At 64.7% G+C, this 17,770-nt stretch carries 20 protein-coding genes; 14 read left to right on the forward strand and 6 right to left on the reverse strand.

Features of this window, described 5'->3' with window-relative positions:
* Positions 1-14 precede the first annotated feature (14 nt).
* The 7 genes from AC3QL2_RS05250 (at position 15) to AC3QL2_RS05280 (ending at position 5,203) form a co-directional block, all read left to right on the forward strand.
* Positions 15-221: a hypothetical protein gene (locus tag AC3QL2_RS05250; protein ID WP_493232066.1), complete on the forward strand. Its 207-nt coding sequence runs from the start codon at positions 15-17 to the stop codon at positions 219-221.
* Positions 218-751: an LPS-assembly lipoprotein LptE gene (locus AC3QL2_RS05255; protein ID WP_493232065.1), complete on the forward strand. Its 534-nt coding sequence runs from the start codon at positions 218-220 to the stop codon at positions 749-751. The genes AC3QL2_RS05250 and AC3QL2_RS05255 overlap by 4 nt, the downstream gene beginning before the upstream one ends.
* Positions 748-1,785: a DNA polymerase III subunit delta gene (holA, locus tag AC3QL2_RS05260; protein ID WP_493232063.1), complete on the forward strand. Its 1,038-nt coding sequence runs from the start codon at positions 748-750 to the stop codon at positions 1,783-1,785. The genes AC3QL2_RS05255 and holA overlap by 4 nt, the downstream gene beginning before the upstream one ends.
* A 34-nt stretch (positions 1,786-1,819) precedes the next feature.
* The gene (locus tag AC3QL2_RS05265; protein ID WP_493232061.1) at positions 1,820-3,097 is read left to right on the forward strand and encodes a glutamate-5-semialdehyde dehydrogenase; all 1,278 of its coding nucleotides are present in this window, start codon (positions 1,820-1,822) and stop codon (positions 3,095-3,097) included.
* A 494-nt stretch (positions 3,098-3,591) separates the two neighbouring features.
* Positions 3,592-4,164 (forward strand): methylated-DNA--[protein]-cysteine S-methyltransferase, encoded by a 573-nt coding sequence (locus AC3QL2_RS05270; protein WP_493232059.1) that lies wholly within the window; start codon positions 3,592-3,594, stop codon positions 4,162-4,164.
* 25 nt (positions 4,165-4,189) lie between these two features.
* Positions 4,190-4,681 carry a Cys-tRNA(Pro) deacylase gene (ybaK, locus tag AC3QL2_RS05275; RefSeq protein ID WP_493232058.1) on the forward strand — a complete coding sequence of 164 codons (492 nt, stop codon included), beginning with the start codon at positions 4,190-4,192 and terminating at the stop codon, positions 4,679-4,681.
* Positions 4,682-4,819: 138 nt separating this feature from the next.
* A complete protein-coding gene (locus AC3QL2_RS05280; RefSeq protein ID WP_493232056.1) occupies positions 4,820-5,203 on the forward strand; it encodes an H-NS histone family protein in 384 nt (127 codons plus the stop codon).
* 24 nt (positions 5,204-5,227) lie between these two features.
* Here AC3QL2_RS05280 and AC3QL2_RS05285 read toward each other — a convergent pair whose 3' ends face one another.
* On the reverse strand, positions 5,228-5,623 hold the full coding sequence (locus AC3QL2_RS05285) for a dihydroneopterin aldolase (protein ID WP_493232314.1): 396 nt from the start codon (positions 5,621-5,623) through the stop codon (positions 5,228-5,230).
* 50 nt (positions 5,624-5,673) lie between these two features.
* Between AC3QL2_RS05285 and plsY the strand changes: the two genes are divergently transcribed.
* Complete coding sequence (gene plsY, locus AC3QL2_RS05290) at positions 5,674-6,288, forward strand: glycerol-3-phosphate 1-O-acyltransferase PlsY (protein ID WP_493232054.1); 615 nt, start codon at positions 5,674-5,676, stop codon at positions 6,286-6,288.
* Positions 6,289-6,299: 11 nt separating this feature from the next.
* Here plsY and tsaD read toward each other — a convergent pair whose 3' ends face one another.
* Positions 6,300-7,334, reverse strand: coding sequence for a tRNA (adenosine(37)-N6)-threonylcarbamoyltransferase complex transferase subunit TsaD (tsaD, locus tag AC3QL2_RS05295; protein WP_493232052.1), 1,035 nt, complete (start codon positions 7,332-7,334; stop codon positions 6,300-6,302).
* Positions 7,335-7,465: 131 nt separating this feature from the next.
* Here tsaD and rpsU point away from each other — a divergent pair, with 131 nt between their 5' ends.
* From rpsU to AC3QL2_RS05325, 6 genes are all read left to right on the forward strand, one after another.
* Positions 7,466-7,678, forward strand: coding sequence for a 30S ribosomal protein S21 (gene rpsU, locus AC3QL2_RS05300; protein WP_079432811.1), 213 nt, complete (start codon positions 7,466-7,468; stop codon positions 7,676-7,678).
* Positions 7,679-7,819: 141 nt separating this feature from the next.
* Entirely contained in the window at positions 7,820-8,266 is a 447-nt protein-coding gene (locus AC3QL2_RS05305) for a GatB/YqeY domain-containing protein (protein WP_493232050.1), read from the forward strand.
* A 40-nt stretch (positions 8,267-8,306) separates the two neighbouring features.
* A complete protein-coding gene (gene dnaG / locus AC3QL2_RS05310) occupies positions 8,307-10,127 on the forward strand; it encodes a DNA primase (protein ID WP_493232048.1) in 1,821 nt (606 codons plus the stop codon).
* 60 nt (positions 10,128-10,187) lie between these two features.
* Positions 10,188-12,149 carry an RNA polymerase sigma factor RpoD gene (rpoD, locus tag AC3QL2_RS05315; RefSeq protein WP_493232047.1) on the forward strand — a complete coding sequence of 654 codons (1,962 nt, stop codon included), beginning with the start codon at positions 10,188-10,190 and terminating at the stop codon, positions 12,147-12,149.
* A gap of 675 nt (positions 12,150-12,824) precedes the next feature.
* Complete coding sequence (locus AC3QL2_RS05320; RefSeq protein ID WP_493232046.1) at positions 12,825-13,307, forward strand: hypothetical protein; 483 nt, start codon at positions 12,825-12,827, stop codon at positions 13,305-13,307.
* 33 nt (positions 13,308-13,340) lie between these two features.
* The gene (locus AC3QL2_RS05325) at positions 13,341-13,685 is read left to right on the forward strand and encodes a diacylglycerol kinase (RefSeq protein WP_493232044.1); all 345 of its coding nucleotides are present in this window, start codon (positions 13,341-13,343) and stop codon (positions 13,683-13,685) included.
* Positions 13,686-13,710: 25 nt separating this feature from the next.
* On the opposite strand, the gene AC3QL2_RS05330 is transcribed toward AC3QL2_RS05325, so the two are convergent.
* The 4 genes from AC3QL2_RS05330 to AC3QL2_RS05345 form a co-directional block, all read right to left on the reverse strand.
* On the reverse strand, positions 13,711-14,091 hold the full coding sequence (locus tag AC3QL2_RS05330) for a group III truncated hemoglobin (protein ID WP_493232043.1): 381 nt from the start codon (positions 14,089-14,091) through the stop codon (positions 13,711-13,713).
* 22 nt (positions 14,092-14,113) lie between these two features.
* Positions 14,114-14,617, reverse strand: coding sequence for a thiol peroxidase (gene tpx / locus AC3QL2_RS05335; protein WP_493232041.1), 504 nt, complete (start codon positions 14,615-14,617; stop codon positions 14,114-14,116).
* A gap of 130 nt (positions 14,618-14,747) precedes the next feature.
* On the reverse strand, positions 14,748-16,232 hold the full coding sequence (locus AC3QL2_RS05340) for a c-type cytochrome (protein WP_493232039.1): 1,485 nt from the start codon (positions 16,230-16,232) through the stop codon (positions 14,748-14,750).
* A 13-nt stretch (positions 16,233-16,245) separates the two neighbouring features.
* Positions 16,246-17,760 carry a c-type cytochrome gene (locus AC3QL2_RS05345; protein ID WP_493232037.1) on the reverse strand — a complete coding sequence of 505 codons (1,515 nt, stop codon included), beginning with the start codon at positions 17,758-17,760 and terminating at the stop codon, positions 16,246-16,248.
* Between the last annotated feature and the right edge of the window lie 10 nt (positions 17,761-17,770).

Raw genomic sequence — 17,770 nt, forward strand, 5'->3', positions numbered from 1 at the left:
AAGGGGCCCGCATCATGCGTACCGTCGCCTGTCTCTCGTTCCTTGCCCTTCTCTCAGGCTGCGGTACAGCCACAGAGAGAGTGGTCTACGAAGGCATCCGGCAGGAGAACGCCCGGCAGCAAGGCCAGCCGGGCCACGACACCTCGCCGGATCCGGCGGGCCCCGACTTCGACGCCTACTCCAAGGAACGCCAGCGCCTGCAAAAGGAATCGCGCCCATGAGCCAGACCCCGTCGTCCCCCGCCCGCCGCCGGGCCCTCGCCGCCATCGGCGCCGTGCCGCTGCTGCTGGCCGGCTGCGGCTTCCAGCTGCGCGGGCCACGCCCGCTCCCCTTCGAGTCGATCTACCTGGGGATGTACCAGTACTCCGACCTGGCCGCGGCCATCCGGCGGCAGATCCGCGCCGGCAGTGAAACACGCATCGTCGATACGCCGGAGGGCGCCCAGGTCCGCCTGGAGGTGCTCGCCGACGCAAGAGAGAAGGCAATCCTGGCCCTCAACGCCCAGGGCCGCGTGCGCGAATATCAGTTGCGCCAGCGCTTCTACTTCCGCGTTGTGGACAAGGCCGGCCGCGAAGTCCTCGCGCCCAACGAAATCTACCTGAAGCGCGACCTCGCCTTCGACGACTCCCAGCTGCTCGCCAAGGAACAGGAAGAACTCCTGCTCTACCGGGACATGCAGGGCGATCTGGTGCAGCAGCTGATGCGCCGCCTGGCTGCGGTGAAGATGCCGGAAGCCGAGCCCAAGCCGTGATCCTGCGTCCGGAGCAGCTCGCCGCCCAACTCGACAAGCCCCTCACCCCGCTCTACCTGCTGCACGGCAACGAACCGCTGCTGGTGCTCGAAGCCGGCGACGCGATCCGCGCAGCCGCCCGCAAGCAGGGCTACGAGGAGCGGGAGGTGCTGGTGGCCGGCCAGGGCTTCCGCTGGGAGTCCCTGCAGGCCGCCGCCGGCAACCTGTCCCTGTTCGGCACCAGCAAGCTGGTAGACCTGCGCATTCCCAACGGCAAGCCCGGCCGCGAAGGCGGCGAAGCGCTGCAGCGCTACGCGCGCAATCTCGACGACGGTGTCGTCACCCTCGTTACACTGCCCGAAATCGACTGGGCAACCCGCAAGTCCGCCTGGTTCGTCGCCCTTGCCGAAGCCGGCGTGGCGGTCGAGCTCAATGCGCCGGAACGGGAGCGCCTCCCGGAATGGATCGCGCTGCGCCTCAACCGCCAGCAACAGAAAGCGGATGCGGACGCGCTGAACTTCATCGCCGATCACGTGGAAGGCAACCTGCTCGCCGCCCACCAGGAAATCCTCAAACTGGGCCTGCTCCACCCACCCGGACCACTGAACCTGGCCACGGTGCGCGACGCGGTGCTCAACGTGGCCCGCTACGACGTGGACAAGCTGCGCCAGGCCCTGCTGGAAGGCGACGCCGGCCGTTGTGCCCGCCTGCTGGAAGGCCTAAAGGGCGAAGGCGAAGCGCCGCCGCTGGTGCTGTGGACGCTCGCCAACGAGATCCGCACCCTCGCCAGCCTCCGCCTCGGCCTGGACGAAGGCCAGCCCCTGCCGAACCTTCTGAAGGCCGAGCGCGTCTACGATGAACGCCGCAAGCAGGCCATCCAGCGCGCATTGCCGCGCCTGACCTCCGCTATCCTGCGCACATCGATCTTGCACGCTGCAAAGATTGACCGGATGATCAAGGGTCTGGCCAGCGGCGACGTATGGGATGAATTCCTCCAGCTGTGCCTGCGCCTTACCCGCGCCACAGCCACCCAGCAAGCCCCGGCCCGGCGCTGAGCCCCGCGCCACCAACCGAGACGAGACGACGAAGATGGACATCAAGACCTACATGCAGACCGTCGGTCGCCAGGCCCGCGCTGCATCGCGCGGCGTGGCTGCCGCCTCCACCGACGCCAAGAACAAGGCCCTCCTCGCGATGGCCGCCGAGATCCGCGCACGCAAGGCCGAACTGGCCGCCGCCAACCGCCAGGATCTGGAAGAAGCCCGCGCCAACGGCCTCGAACCGGCCATGATCGACCGCCTGACCCTGTCCGAAAAAGGCATCGAAAGGATGGCCGTCGGCCTGGAGCAGGTTGCCGCGCTGCCCGACCCGGTCGGCGAGATGACCGACCTCAAGCGTCGCCCGTCCGGCATCACCGTCGGCAAGATGCGCGTGCCGCTGGGCGTCATCGGCATCATCTACGAAGCCCGCCCCAACGTCACCGCCGACGCCGCCGCCCTGTGTCTGAAGTCCGGCAACGCCGCGATCCTGCGCGGCGGCAAGGAAGCCCTGCACTCCAACCAGGCGATCGCTGCCTGCGTGCGTGCCGGCCTCGCCGCCGCCGGCCTGCCGGAGGCCGCCATCCAGGTCATCGAAACCACCGATCGCGCCGCCGTCGGCGAGCTCATCACGATGCCCGAGTTCGTGGACGTCATCGTGCCCCGCGGCGGCAAGGGCCTCATCGAGCGCATCTCCAACGAAGCCCGCGTACCGGTGATCAAGCACCTTGACGGCAACTGCCACGTGTACGTGGACGAATTCGCCGACGCAGCCAAGGCCCTCGCCATCGTCGAGAACGCAAAGACCCAGCGCTACGGCACCTGCAACACCACCGAATCCCTGTTGGTGGACGCCAGCGTGGCCCGCGCCCAGTTGCCCGCCATCGGCACCATGCTGGCCGGCAAGGGCGTCGAGCTGCGCGCCTGTCCGATCTCCCTCGCCATCCTGCGCGAAGCTGGCATTGCCGACACGCAGCTCAAGGCCGCTTCGGAATCGGACTGGAGCGAGGAATTCCTCGCGCCGATCATCGCCATAAAGGTCGTTGACGGACTCGACGAAGCCATTGCCCACATCAACACCCATTCGTCCCAGCACACCGAAGCCATCGTCACCGAGAATCACACCCGCGCCATGCGCTTCCTGCGCGAAGTGGACTCCTCCTCGGTGATGATCAACGCGTCGACGCGCTTTGCCGACGGCTTCGAATACGGCCTCGGCGCGGAGATCGGCATTTCCACCGACAAGATCCACGCCCGCGGCCCGGTTGGCCTCGAAGGCCTGACCAGCCAGAAGTGGATCGTATTCGGAGAAGGCCAGGTCCGCGCCTGACCCAGATAGCGCCCCGGGGCGTTATCGCACGCAGTACCCAAACGCCCGCTCGAAGCGCAGACATGCGCAACGAGCGGGCGCTTTTTATGACCCGCCAAACGGCAAGGCCTTTCCCGGCGACCAATAGCGATCGGCTCGTCCCTTCGCCACCCATCTCACGTGCCCTCGACTGCTATTGCGGAAACTCAATTCGCCAACCGCGACAAACTCGCCAGCCGCCATATGCGTACGCGAAAGCCGGGATTGCGCGTACCCCTGGAACCCGCGCATCAACACATGCGGATCCGCATCAAGTGCTTTCCGGCAATACCCCCGACGCCCACCGGGGAGTCGTCTGGTCAGACCGCCGATATACCTGGCACGGCATTTCCCAATGGCACGCAACGAATCCGCCCAAGCCTGAATAGGCCGCAGCCCGAGCAGCGAAGAAAGCCACCACCCGGCAAAGCGAAGCGTCCTTGCCGAGGCGGCGAAGCGGGGCGCACAATCCGGCCATGCCCTCCTCCCCTTTGCGCAACGCCGGCGATCCTTCGCCCCAGTTCGCGGCCGTCATGCCGATGCCATTCGGCCACATCGGTGTTGCCACGCGCGCAGGCTTTATCGAGCAAATCGTCTTTTTGCCGAGCGAGCACCCGCTGCAATCGGCACGCGACGAACTGGCCGAAAAGGCCGTCGCGCAAATCGCACGCTATCTGCAGGACCCCGACGCCCAATTCGTACTGCCGCTGCTCATTCAGGGGAGCCTGTACCGCCGCCGTATATGGGCCGCCATCGCAACCATTCCCTGTGGCCGGACGCGCACCTACGGCGAGCTTGCAAAGGACGTCGGCAGCGTTCCCCGCGCGGTCGGGCAGGCCTGCGGCGACAACCCCTTCCCTCTCGCCATTCCCTGTCACCGGGTCGTCACGCACTCCGGAATCGGCGGATTCGCCCACAATGAAAAAGGCTACCTGATCGACATCAAGCGCTGGCTATTGGCCCACGAAGGAAATTCGGGCCGCAGCGGTGAAATTCAGGGCAATCTCTTCGAAACTCCACGGGATATTTTCGGTCAACCCGATCTGTAGCCCACGATTCATTTCCAGTAAAGCCATGTCCCGCCAAGATCACAATGCGCCGGAAACACCGGCCACCCGCTTTCTGCGCCAGCACAAGGCGGCCTTCTCGACCCATCTCTACACTTACGAGGAACATGGCGGCACCCGCGTATCGGCTCGGGAGCTTAATGTTCCCGAGCATGCGGTCGTCAAGACACTGGTGATGGAGAACGAAGCGCGCCAGCCCCTGATCGTATTAATGCACGGCGATCGCAAGGTTTCGACGAAGGAACTGGCGCGGCAGGCCGGCCACAAGCAGGTCAGCCCGTGCGATCCCGCAGTAGCACAGCGCCACACGGGCTATCTCGTGGGCGGCACCTCCCCATTTGGCACAAAGAAGACGCTGCCCGTCTTTATGGAAAACAGCATCCTCGACCTGCCGCTGATCTATATCAACGGCGGGCGCCGCGGCTTTCTCGTCGGGGTTCACCCCCACGACTTGCTGCAAATACTCAAGCCCAAGCTGGTCAGCGTGGCACTGGAATAAATGGAAATAAAACACTTGCCAAATCACCGGAAAACGGTGGCAAAATAAGACCAGCAATAAAGATCCTACAAGACGGCACCTTACGACCGCCTCGCCACATCAACTCAGCTCAGCTCCAAGCTGAAGGAAAGAAACGCCATGGACATCTCCTCGCTCTCCCTTGCCGAATTGCGCCGCCTGCAAACCAAAGTCGAAACCGAGATTCGGCGCCGTTCCGACTCCGCCAAGAAAGACCTGCTGAAGCGCATGCAGAAGCTGGCTGCAGAACACGGCATGAGCCTGACCGAAGTCATCGGCCAGGAAAACACCGAAAAGGCCGCGCCGGCGGCCCCCAAGAAAGCCGCTGCCAAACCCGCCAAGAAGGCGGCCGCCAAGCCAGCTTCGGTAATCAAGTTCCGTCACCCGGAAAATGCCGCCATCGGCTGGACCGGCCATGGCCGCAAGCCCCAGTGGGTCATCGACTGGCTGGCCCAGGGCAAGCCCCTCGACGAATTGCGCGCAGAAGCGCCTGCCGCGGCCTGATTGCCGGCCGGGTTTGCCGCATGCTCAATGCGGCAAACCCGCGGTCGGAGAGTGCGGCGGCGGCGCCAGTCCGTCGCGGCCGCGCTCAATGAATACGCCCACACGCTTCACATCCTTCATTACCCCGATCTTCGCTATGGCGAGCTTGACCCACGGGGCTCCGAATTCATCGAACAGCAAATTGACGATGAATTCGCCTAGCGTTTCGATCAGATTGAATTGCCGAACGGCCAGCTCATTGCGGATCCGTTCGATCACCTTCGCGTAGTCGATGGTGTCAGCAATGTCGTCATGCTCCGCCGCCGCATCCGGCACGCCGAACGTGAGATTCAGCTCCAGCGTCTGCTCAGCCGCTCTTTCGCGCGGATAAATCCCGACACGGGATTTCACCCGCAATGCCTCGATAAAAATAAAATCCATCATTCGTCCCAGCTAAAATTGCGCCCACCCTGGTCAGCGCTCAACACAACATGCAACTCGCGCTTCTGCTCGCAGCCGCCTACCTGCTCGGCTCAATTCCCTTCGCGGTCGTCGTATCCCGACTTTTCGGCATGGCCGACCCTCGTACCTATGGCTCCGGCAATCCTGGCGCCACCAATGTCCTGCGCAGCGGCAACAAGCTCGCCGCCGCCTTGACGCTATTGGGCGATGCATTCAAGGGCTGGCTGGCCGTTACGCTGGCCGCTTACTTTGCCGCCTCCCAGGGCCTGGGCATGCCGGCCATCGCGGCAGCGGGTCTTGCCGCCTTTCTCGGCCACGTCTTCCCCGTATTCCTGGGTTTCAAGGGAGGCAAGGGCGTTGCCACCGCCGCCGGCGTTCTGCTCGGGGCCAGCGGCTGGCTCGGGCTTGCCACCCTCGGCACATGGCTTTTCGTGGCCTTCACCTTCCGCTATTCATCGCTGGCGGCCCTGAGTGCGGCGCTGGCGGCTCCGCTGTTCAGTGCCCTGCTCGGGCTCGACAACACCTGGATCATCGCCATCAGCTGCATGTCCGCCCTGCTGATCTGGCGCCACAAGGACAACATCAAGCGTTTGCGCGCCGGCCAGGAAGGGCGCATCGGCAGCAAGAAGAAAAAACCGGCCTGAAGCCCCGCGGCTCAGGCTACGACGGGCGGAACGATTTCCTGCAGGCTCCAGCGGGGGCGGACCGCAAAGCGGCCGCTTCCATCACCGCCCCGCTCCCCTGCAGCAAAGCGCAGGGCGCCGGCAAACGCGATCATCGCCCCGTTGTCGGTGCACAGCTCCAGCTCAGGGTAATACACCCTGGCCTTCCGCTTCGCGGCCGCGGCATCCAGCTGGGCTCGCAACACCTGGTTGGCACCGACCCCGCCCGCCACGACCAGCTGCTTCAGCCCGGTATGACGCAAGGCCGCCATCGACTTGGCAACCAGGACGTCCACCGCTGCGGCCTGGAACTCGGCCGCCAGATCGGCCTTGTCCTCTTCGCGGAAATCCAGCGCCGTTGCGGCCGTCAATACTGCCGTCTTCAACCCGCTGAAGCTGAAATCGAAATCCTTGCTGTGCAACATGGGGCGCGGCAGCTTGAAACGACCGGGCGCCCCCCGCAGCGCCAGCTTGGCAAGCGCCGGCCCGCCGGGATAGCCCAGGCCGATGAGCTTGGCCGTCTTGTCGAAGGCCTCACCAGCCGCATCGTCGACCGTCTCACCGAGCAGCACGTAGTCGCCGACGCCAGCCACCCGCATCAATTGCGTATGTCCGCCGGAAACCAGCAGGGCCACGAACGGAAAGGTGGGCGGATCAGCTGACAGCAGCGGCGACAGCAGATGCCCTTCCAGGTGATGCACGGGCAGCACCGGCACGTTCAGCGCAACGCCCAGCGCTTCGGCGACACTCGCACCAACCAGCAGCGCGCCAGCCAGCCCCGGACCGGCCGTGTAGGCGATCGCGTCGATATCGCCCATGGCCAGCCCCGTCGCATCGAGGGTCTCCCGCAACAGCAGCGGCAGACGCCGGATATGATCGCGGGACGCCAGTTCCGGCACCACGCCGCCATAGGCCGCATGGAGATCGATCTGGGAGTGCAGGCGATGGGCCAACAACACGCCCTTGTCGGTGTCGTAGATCGCGACACCCGTCTCGTCGCAGGAGGATTCGATACCCAGAACAAGCATTGCGCGGTCCGCGGAAAAACCGGGATTTTACCCTGTGACGGAAGACAAAGCGAAAAGTGGACTTGGTAGACCCAAGCGACTTGGTTATACTCTTATTCTTTCCGTCCAAAGAATTTTCAAGGAAGCACGCAATGCCGGGTATCCGCGTCAAAGAAAACGAGCCGTTTGAAGTCGCCATTCGCCGCTTCAAGCGCACCATTGAAAAAGTGGGCCTGCTGCCCGAACTCCGCTCCCGCGAGTTCTACGAGAAGCCGACTGCCGAGCGCAAGCGCAAGCTGGCTGCCGCGGTCAAGCGCCATCACAAGCGCCTCCGCAGCCAAACCCTGCCCCCGAAGATGTACTAAGCAACACCCCGAGTACACGCTTCCCGATCGCCACGCGATACGCGCTTCTGCGCGAGCGCGTGGCGTTTGTGCTTTTCCGTTGCGCCGAATTCGCCTCTCCGGCGCCGCCGGCCTAACGGCCGTCTCCAGCAAGGAACCCCCATGTCTCTCAAGGTCCGCGTCAACGACGACATGAAGGCCGCCATGCGTGCCAAGGAAACCGCTCGCCTGTCCGCCCTTCGCCTGCTTCTCGCCGCCATCAAGCAAAAGGAAGTGGATGAGCGCATCGAGCTGGACGACGACGCAGTGGTCGCCGTCGTGGACAAGATGCTCAAGCAGCGCCGCGACTCCGTCGCCCAGTACGAGGCCGCCCAGCGCTTCGACCTGGCCAGCGCCGAGCGCTTCGAGATCGACGTACTGACCGCTTACAAGCCCGCCGGCCTGAGCACCGAACAGATCGTCACGATCATCGACGCCGCCGTGTCCAGCACCGGTGCCAGCGGCCCGGCCGACATGGGCAAGCTGATGGCCGTCCTCAAGCCGCAACTGGCCGGCAAGGCCGACATGGCCGAGGTCTCCAAACTGGTGAAAAGCCGCCTCGGCAACTAGGATTCATGGGGACGGCGCGCCGGTGCGCCTGCCCTAGATCATGATTCCGCAATCCTTCATCCAGGATCTTCTCGCCCGCGTCGATATCGTCGAGGTCGTCGAACGCTACCTGCCGCTCAAAAAGGGGGGCGCGAATTATTTCGCCTGCTGCCCTTTCCACGGAGAGAAGTCGGCGTCGTTTTCCGTCAGCCCGACCAAGCAGTTCTACCACTGCTTCGGCTGCGGCGTGCACGGCAGCGCGATCAGCTTCCTGATGGAATACAGCGGCCTCGGCTTCGTCGATGCCGTGAAGGAGCTCGCCTCCAGCGTGGGCATGGAAGTCCCCCAGGACGATTTCACGCCCAAGCATGACCGCAGCCGCGAGCAATCCCTCACCGAACAGATGGCCCAGGCCGCCCGGTTCTACAAGGAACAGCTCAAGCGCAGCCCGGTCGCCATCGACTACCTGAAGGGCCGCGGCCTGACCGGAGAGATCGCCGCCCGCTACGGCCTCGGCTACGCTCCGGAAGGCTGGCAATCCCTGCAGGCCGCCTTTGCCGACTACAGCGTCGCCAGCCTGCTCGAATGCGGCCTGGTCCTCGAAAACGAGCAGGGTCGGCGCTACGACCGCTTCCGCGACCGCATCATCTTCCCGATCCAGGATCAGCGCGGCAACGTGATCGGCTTCGGCGGACGCGTTCTCGGCAAGGGCGAACCCAAGTACCTCAACTCGCCGGAAACCCCGATCTTCGAGAAGGGGCGCGAACTCTACGGCCTCGTGCAGGCCCGCCAGAGCATCCGCGAACAGGGCGCCGTCCTGGTCGTCGAAGGCTACATGGACGTCGTCGGACTGGCCCAGTTCGGCGTCGCCAACGCCGTCGCGACCCTCGGCACCGCCGCCACGCCGCACCACATCCAGAAGCTGCTGCGCCTCACCGACCGGGTCGTGTTCTGCTTCGACGGGGATGCCGCCGGACGCCGCGCCGCCGGGCGGGCCCTCGAGGTCAGCCTGGAACACCTGGCCGACAACAAGACCATCAGCTTCCTGTTCCTCCCCGAGGAGCACGACCCGGACAGCTTCGTGCGCGCCGAGGGCCCCGACGCCTTCCGCACCGCGATGAACGGCGCGCTGCCGCTGGCCGAATTCCTGCTCGCCGAACTCAGGAAGGACATCGATCTGTCCACCGCCGAAGGCTGCGCCAAACTGGTCCACGAAGCCAAGCCGCTGGTCACCCGCATCGGCGCCCCGCTGCTGCGCCTGCAGGTCATCAAGATGCTCGCCGAAGTGGCGGGCTTCACCCAGGCGGAAGTCGAGCGGGCCTTCGGCATCAAGGCAGCCGCGGCCCCACGCCAGTTCGACGACAACCCGCCCTTCGAGCGCAATTTCCGCGGTGGGCGCCGCAACGGCTCGGGCTTTCCGCGCCTGACGCCACGCCAGGCACCCCAGAGCCCGGTCGAAGCCCTGCTCAAGGTCGTCGTGCTGCACCCGCTGTGGGCCGCCCGCCTGCCCATCGACCTGCTGCCCGACGACACGCCGGAAGGTCGTGCGCTGATCGCCATCACCGACGCGATGAGCGTCGGCGATCTGCCGACCCACGGCATCGGCGCGCTGCTCGAACATTACCGGGACACCCCGCACGCCGAACTTCTGGCCAGGATCGCCGGTCAGTTGGCCGATACGGCCTTCGACGACGCGACGATTGAACCCTTGTTCAACGACACGATCCAGAAGCTCGAAGCCGACGCCGTCAGCCACCAGATTGAATCATTGACCACCCGTGACCGGGAAAGCGGCCTCAATCCGGCCGAAAGAAGACAGCTCGCAGAGTTACTACTGCACAAACAGAAACTCCGTGTACGCACAAAAGCATCGGATTCGTAATATAATTTTCGGTTTCGCGAAATTCGCCGCGAGCCAATCGACGACACATCGAGGATAGCCATGACCACCGACAAAGCCAAACAACCGCGCAAAGCACCAGCCAAGCCGCGAGCCGCGAAGGTCAAGGACAAACTCGCCCCGATGATCGCCGAGGCCCCCTCGGCGGAAGAGGCCGAGGTTCGCCGCACCCGGTTGAAGAGCCTGATCGCCCTCGGCAAGGAACGGGGTTACCTGACCTACGCCGAAATCAACGACCACCTGCCCGACGACCTGGTGGACGCCGAGCAGATCGAGTCCATCATCACCACCTTCAACGACATGGGTATCCAGGTCTTCGACGTGGCCCCGGCCGCCGAAGATCTCCTGATGTCCGAAGTCGCCCCGACGGTGGTGGATGACGAACAGGCCGAAGCCGAAGCCGAGCAGACCCTGTCCGCCGTCGATTCCGAATTCGGCCGCACGACCGACCCCGTCCGCATGTACATGCGTGAAATGGGCACTGTCGAGCTCCTCACCCGCGAAGGCGAAATCGAGATCGCCAAGCGCATCGAGGAAGGCCTCAAGCACATGATCCAGGCGATCTCCGCCTGCCCGACGACGATCGCCGACATCCTCGAAGCCGCCGACAAGATCTCCAAGGACGAGATGCGCATCGACGAGCTGATCGACGGCCTGATCGATCCCAACGCCGTGGAGGAGATCGAGGAACTCGCCGAAAGCGAAGACCTGGACGACGTGGACGACGCAGAGGAAGAGGAAGACGAAGATGACGCCGGTGGTGGCGGTGCCCAGTCAGCCTCCCTCATCAAGCTGAAGACCGACGCGCTGGAGCGCTTCGCGGCCCTGCGCGACCTCTATGAGAAGATGTCCGCCACCCTGCAGAAGAAGGGTTTCCAGGACAAGATCTACCTGAAGTACCAGGAACAGGTCTCTTCCGAGCTGATGAACATCCGCTTCACCGCCCGCACCACCGAAAGGCTGTGCGACGCGGTGCGCCACATGGTGGACCAGGCCCGCGCCCACGAACGCAAGATCCTGCATCTCTGTGTGGACAAGGCCAGCATGCCGCGCCCGCACTTCATCAAGAGCTTCCCCGGCAACGAGACCGATCTCGACTGGCTGAAGAAGGAGATCGCCAACGGCCCGAAGAACGCGCCGGTGCTGATGCGCATGCAGCCCGCCGTGCTCGAGGAGCAGCAGAAGCTGATCGACCTGGAAGCGCGCATCGGCATCCCGCTGAAGGAACTCAAGGACATCAACAAGCAGATGTCCACCGGTGAGGCCAAGGCCCGCCGCGCCAAGCGCGAGATGACCGAGGCCAACCTGCGTCTGGTGATCTCCATCGCCAAGAAGTACACCAACCGCGGCCTGCAGTTCCTCGACCTGATCCAGGAAGGCAACATCGGTCTGATGAAGGCCGTGGACAAGTTCGAATACCGCCGCGGCTACAAATTCTCCACGTACGCCACGTGGTGGATCCGCCAGGCCATCACCCGTTCGATCGCCGACCAGGCGCGCACCATCCGTATCCCGGTGCACATGATCGAGACGATCAACAAGATGAACCGGATCTCCCGCCAGATCCTGCAGGAAACCGGCAATGAGCCCGATCCGCAGACGCTGGCCGAGAAGATGGAAATGCCCGAGGAGAAGATCCGCAAGATCCTCAAGATCTCCAAGGAGCCGATCTCCATGGAGACCCCGATCGGCGACGACGACGACTCCCACCTGGGCGACTTCATCGAGGACAACGCCACGCTGGCCCCGGCCGAAGCGGCGCTGTACTCCAGCCTGCGCGACGCCACCAAGGAAGTGCTGGACTCCCTCACTCCGCGGGAAGCCAAGGTGCTGCGCATGCGTTTCGGTATCGAGATGAACACCGACCACACGCTGGAAGAAGTGGGCAAGCAGTTCGACGTGACCCGCGAGCGTATCCGCCAGATCGAAGCCAAGGCCCTGCGCAAGCTGCGTCACCCAAGCCGCTCCGAGCGCCTGCGCAGCTTCCTCGACAACGAAGCGTAATCAAGCCACACCCCGTCGTCCGGCCTGCGTTTCATGCCGGACGACGGGCAGCAGCCTCGCCTCGATGGGGCACAGCTGCTAGAATCGCGGTTTCGGGCCTGTAGCTCAGTCGGTTAGAGCAGAGGACTCATCAATGGTGACTTTCGCCGGAAACGGCGATTGAAAAATCGGGTGAATTCAGGGAACCCTGCCCGCATGAGAATGCGAATGGCAACCCTGAGCCAAGCCGGGGCTACAGCTCCGGAAGGTGCAGAGACTAGCGGAGGGATCGAGTTCCCTTAATGACCGCCACGAGCGCCCGACGCCTGAACACGTCAATGCAGCTGCCGACGTGAAGGCGATGAGATAGTCCAGCGCACGCAAGACGCCCTGCCCCTGCGGCAGACGCATCGGCGACGAAAGTCGCAGTGTGACGAATCCTTTGGTCCAGGGTTCGAGCCCCTGCGGGCCCACCAGATCAACCCCAGCCGAAACCGGCTGGGGTTTTTCATTTGCGGATGCCAATCTGCGCCGCCCGACCCGTCAGTCCCCTGGTTCCGTCAGTCCGCCGATCCGCCAGACATCCGCCTCAGCACCACGGTCATGCGGCCCGGCAGAGCAATCGCCATCCGCGACCTATACTGGGTGTGCACGGGTGCTTCCCTCCGTACTCACTGCGGGACGGGAGCGACGCAGATGACGACGATTTCCTCCATCCTTCCACTGAACGCGTATTACCTGCCGGTTCAGACGACAGGGCGGGCCATTGCGTCGTCGAACACGCCACTGCTTTCCAGCACCGTGGTATCCCTGTCGGCAGAGGCGCAATTGCTGGGCGCCCTGAACGGGGACCAACTGGCCACGAACAGCACCAATCCCGTCTCGCTGTTCAACTCGATTGCCGAAGCGGGTACGTTCACCAGCGCCTTCCCCAGCGGCGTGAGCTCCCAGGGCGGCGGACAGTTCGAGTCGGCGTCGTCGATCCTCTCGGCCTTGATGCAGACGACGCTGGAGTCCGGGATCTATTCCTCCACCGGGGTTCTGGCAGACACCCTGCCCTCCAGCATGACCGGAGAATGGCTGAGCCTCTTGCAGGCCGAACCCGCCTTGGCCAGCGTGGCAATCGCCGCGACGCTGAATGAAGGGCTGGTCGGCAACCTCATCTCCACGTTCGCCTGACGGCACCCGGCGTTTCCGTATAAATTCCCGTCCATGAAAGGACAAGCCCTCTTTCGCCGTTTCGGCTACGCGCTGAACGGCGTCATCATGGCCTTCCGCCGGGAACGCAGCATGCGCGTGCACGGCCTGGCGGTGCTCGGCGTCATCATCTTTCTGGCGGCCACCGGCGCACCGCTGCTGTGGTGGGCCCTGGTAGCCCTGGCGGTGGGGCTGGTGCTCGTTGCGGAGATGGCCAATACGGCCATTGAAACCCTCGCCGACCTGCTCCATCCGGGTCAGCACCCGGAGATCGGCATCGCCAAGGATGTGGCGGCCGGTGCGGTGTTGATCGCTACGCTGGTGGCGATCGCCGTCGGCCTCGCCTACCTGCTGCGCTAAAGCCTGCTACGCTGAAGCGCCCGGTTCAGGCGTCCCGGCCGGTCAGCGTGAACATCCCGGCCTTGAAGCTGGCAGCCATCATGTCGGCCTTTTCGATGGCCGTCTGCGCCGCTGCGGGCGGCAGAAACTCCACCGCCGCCTCGCGGAACAGTTCCAGCCAACGGTCGAAGTGCTCGGCCTTGACCGGCAGGCGCACATGCACCGGGTAGGGCGAGCCGCCGTAACGGTCGGTGCCCAGCAGCACGCGGGACCAGAACGCGCGAATCACCAGATGGTGGTGATCCCAGTCGTCCACCTCGGCAGCGAAGACGGGGCCGAGCAGCGCATCGGCTCGCGCCCGGGCATAGAAGCCATGCACCAGCGCGGTGATGTGTTCCTCGGTCAGTTGAGCGTCGGTCCCCGTCATCGTTCCTTCTTCCTTCTATCTATCAGCCCAGAGCGGCCAGCGCAGCGTCGTAGTTGGGCTCTTGCTTGATTTCCGGCACCAGCTCGCTGTGCAGGACCTTGTCGTTCTCGTCGAGCACCACCACCGCGCGGGCGGTCAGGCCGGCCAGCGGACCGGCGGCCAGGGCCACGCCGTAGTTCTTGATGAATTCACTGCCACGCAGGGTGGACAGGGTCACCACGTTTTCCAGGCCCTCTGCGCCGCAGAAGCGGGACTGGGCAAACGGCAGGTCGGCGGAGATGCACAGCACCACGGTATTGGGCAGCGTGCTGGCGGACAGGTTGAACTTGCGCACGGAAGTGGCGCAGGTCGGCGTGTCAATGCTCGGGAAGATGTTCAGCACCTTGCGCTTGCCAGCGAAGCTGGCCAGCGGGGTGTCGGCCAGATCCTTGGCGACGAGGCTAAAGGCCGGTGCGGTCTGGCCCTTCTGCGGCAGATCGCCTTCAACGGGGACGGGGTTTCCGCCGAGGGTAACGGTAGAAGACATGGAGGCACTCCTGGGGTAGTGAAATGAATTGATGTTGTTGTGATCGGCCCGCTAGCGCTCATGCAGCCACCGGGCCGCGCCATCTTAGGCGCTGGCGGAGTTTCCTGCCAGTACCCGCAGTCAGTAATGATCACAGGGTCTTCAGGTACTCCAGCAGCGCCTCCTTGTCGCCCGCCGGCAGGCTGCTTCCGAACTCGTGGCCCTGGTTGCCGCCGCCCTTGACCCCGGTGTCGAAATGCGTGCCGACGCGCCGGGCCTCGTCCCCGTCAGTGATGAAGCCAACCCGCTGCGGGTCGTATACGTCGTAGCCGCTCCAGAAGATCTTCGGCCGGGCCGCTGCCGGCTCCAGCAGATCCCGCAAGGTCGGCACGGAGCCGTTGTGCAGATAGGGGGCGCGCAACCAGATGCCGTCCAGGAAGGGAATCTTGTAGCCGTTGAGGTCCTCTTCCACCAGCCCCTTACGGGGTATGCCCATCGCGGTGACGACCTGATTGGCCTTGATCGCAGCGCCCTTGTTCCAGGTATCCAGGCGGGCCCGGTCGGTGCCCACCTCGTCGAGGGGGATGCGCGTGCCGGTACGTTCGCTGGCGTGGCAGCGGGCGCACTGGGCGTCGAACACCGCCTTGCCGGCGGCCGCCTGCCCGGCATCGACCGGGAAGGGGTAGCGCGGCGGCTGCAGGCTGGAGAGGTAGTCCTGCAGCCACTGCACCTGCTTGAGAAAATCCGCCTTGTCGGCCGGCGGCGCGCCCAGCACACCGAGGGCCGAATCGATGATCACCGAGCGCACGTCGTGGCTGTCGCCCGCATAGTTGGGCAGCTGGCCGCGCTCGGCGTGGTACTTGCCCAGGTTCCAGATCGCCGGGATGTCGCCCGGGCCGAAGGTGTCATCCATCGGCGCGCGGATCATGAAGTACTTGGTGAGGTTCATGCTGTCGTCTCGCCCGCGCCCCCACTCGGGAAAGTCCGTGCGGTAGATCCACGCGAACTGCGCCTCCCGCTCCAGCAGGCGCTTTTTGGTCATAGGAATGATCAGGAAGCGGTACAGCAGCTTGTCGATCAGATCCAGCTTGGTCACCCGGTTGATCTCCGCCATCAGGATGTCCGCCTCGAAGCGCGGATCGGCGGCGCAGTCGATCAGCAGGCGGAAGAAGTTCTCGATGTTGAGGGTGTGCCCTGGGCCGCCGACGACGAACACCGGGTTGGAATCCGCGCTCTTCCGGTAGCTGGTGGTATGGCAGGCGGCGCAGTTGTTGGCGACCCGCGGAAAGCCGATGGTCTTCTTGGTGAAGCCGGCCGGCAGTTCCTGGCCCTGCTCCCACGACACCCCGAGGGCCGCGTAACCGCCCGGCACGGTCTGCCCGTCCTGGCGGAACTTCTCGGGGAAGACCCGCGGCAGCACGTAGAAGATCCAGTACGGAATCCCCGCATCGTGCTCGGCACCGATGGAGCCGTACTTGAAGCGCATCTCCGGCGACTCGAAGACCCAGGCCGGCTGCGGCTCCTCGCGGAAACCCCGGTCCCAGGCCAGGTAGGCGCCGGCGATGATCAGCAGCAGCAACACGGACAGGCCCGCGCGCAGCCAGGCGCGGCGGGTTTCACGACGGTCGGCAAGCATGGCAGGCTCCCGTTCAGAAGGTCTTGAGGAATTCCACCAGCGCGGCCTTGTCGGCCTCCGGCAACTCAGTGCCGTAGGCCCGCCCCTCGTGGCCGCCATTGCCGTTGCCGGGCTGGCGGGTGTCGTAGCTGAAGAACTTGCGGCCCTCCATTTCCGGCTGGTCGGACACGAAGCCCACCTTCAGCGGATCGAACACGTCGTTGCCCCGGTAGAACACTGCCGGCCGCCGGGAAGCCGGCTGCAGCAGGTCGAACAGGCTGGGCACCGAGCCGTTGTGCAGGTAGGGCGCGCGCAGCCAGAGGCCATCCAGCGGCATGTTGGCGTAGCCGTAGGTCTTGTGGAAGGTGGTGAAGCGCCACGGGTAGCCGGCGTAGAGCGTCGCCTGGTTGACCGCCAGCGTGTAAGTGTAGGAATCCAGCCGCCGCCGGTCGGTACCGATCTGCGCGATGGGCGTCACGTGCCCCACCCGGTCGCCGCTGAAATCCCGCCCCGACGCACCATGGCAACTCGCACAGTATTCCTTGTAGATCGGCGCTCCACGGGTCGCCAGGGCCTGGTCGATGGGGAACAGCTTGCCGAAGGCCGGCGGTTCGGCGCCGAGAATCCAGTCCTCCACGCGCTTGATGCGCGGCAGGTCGATGGTCGGCGGCGTGGTGCCGGTGCCGAAGGCGGCGCTCTTGTTGCGCTCGGTCATGTCAGTGTTGTTTCCGTCCCAGTGCAGTTCCATCATCCGCGGCTCCCGGCGCGGACGCTGCAACCAGATCGACGGAAAGTCCGCCGGCGCATCGAACTCCTTCGGGTCGAGCAGGTGCATCGGGAAGTTGAAGATCACCTTGGCCGAGTTGAAGGTATCCACCCGCCCCGGCCCCCACGGCTGCTGCTGGAACACCCATTCGAAGCGCCCCTTCAGCGCCAGCACCCGGTCACGCATGATGGCGATGGCCGCCGGATAGACCACTTCCCGGTCGAACAGGTCGAGCCCGGCGCCGAGGCGCTGGATCTCGGGAACCAGATATTCCGTGGAGAACTTCGGGTCCGCCGCACACTTGAAGAAGAAGGTCTCGAAGGCCTGCATGTCGAACAGCGCCGCCGGCATGCCCACCACCAATTGCGGCGGTGCGTCCGGCGCCTTGCGTACGGTGCTGGTGTGGCACACCGCGCAATTCACGAAGACCCGGTCGATGCCCTGGTAGCGCCGCTTCGACGTGCCCACCGGCAGATCGCGGAGGTGCCCGTTCGGTCCCTTCTCGTAGATCATGCCGAGGGACTCATAGCCCTTGCCTGGCAAGTACTGCCCGCACACCTGCGGCAGCGCGCGCCAGATCCAGTACGGAAAACCCATCTCGTGCTCGCCGCCGGTGGAGCCGTACTTGAAGTGCTCGACAGGGTCGGCGTAATCCACCGGCGAATCGCCACTGAAGCGACCAAGCAGCCACAGGCCCACCGTCGCCGGCAGCAGCACGGTGATGGCAAACAGGATCATGAAACGCTGGCGCCAACGGCTGGCGGGTGCGGCTGGGCTCGTCATGTTCTTCTCC

This window comes from Zoogloea sp. GW822-FHT05C07 (assembly GCF_058800215.1).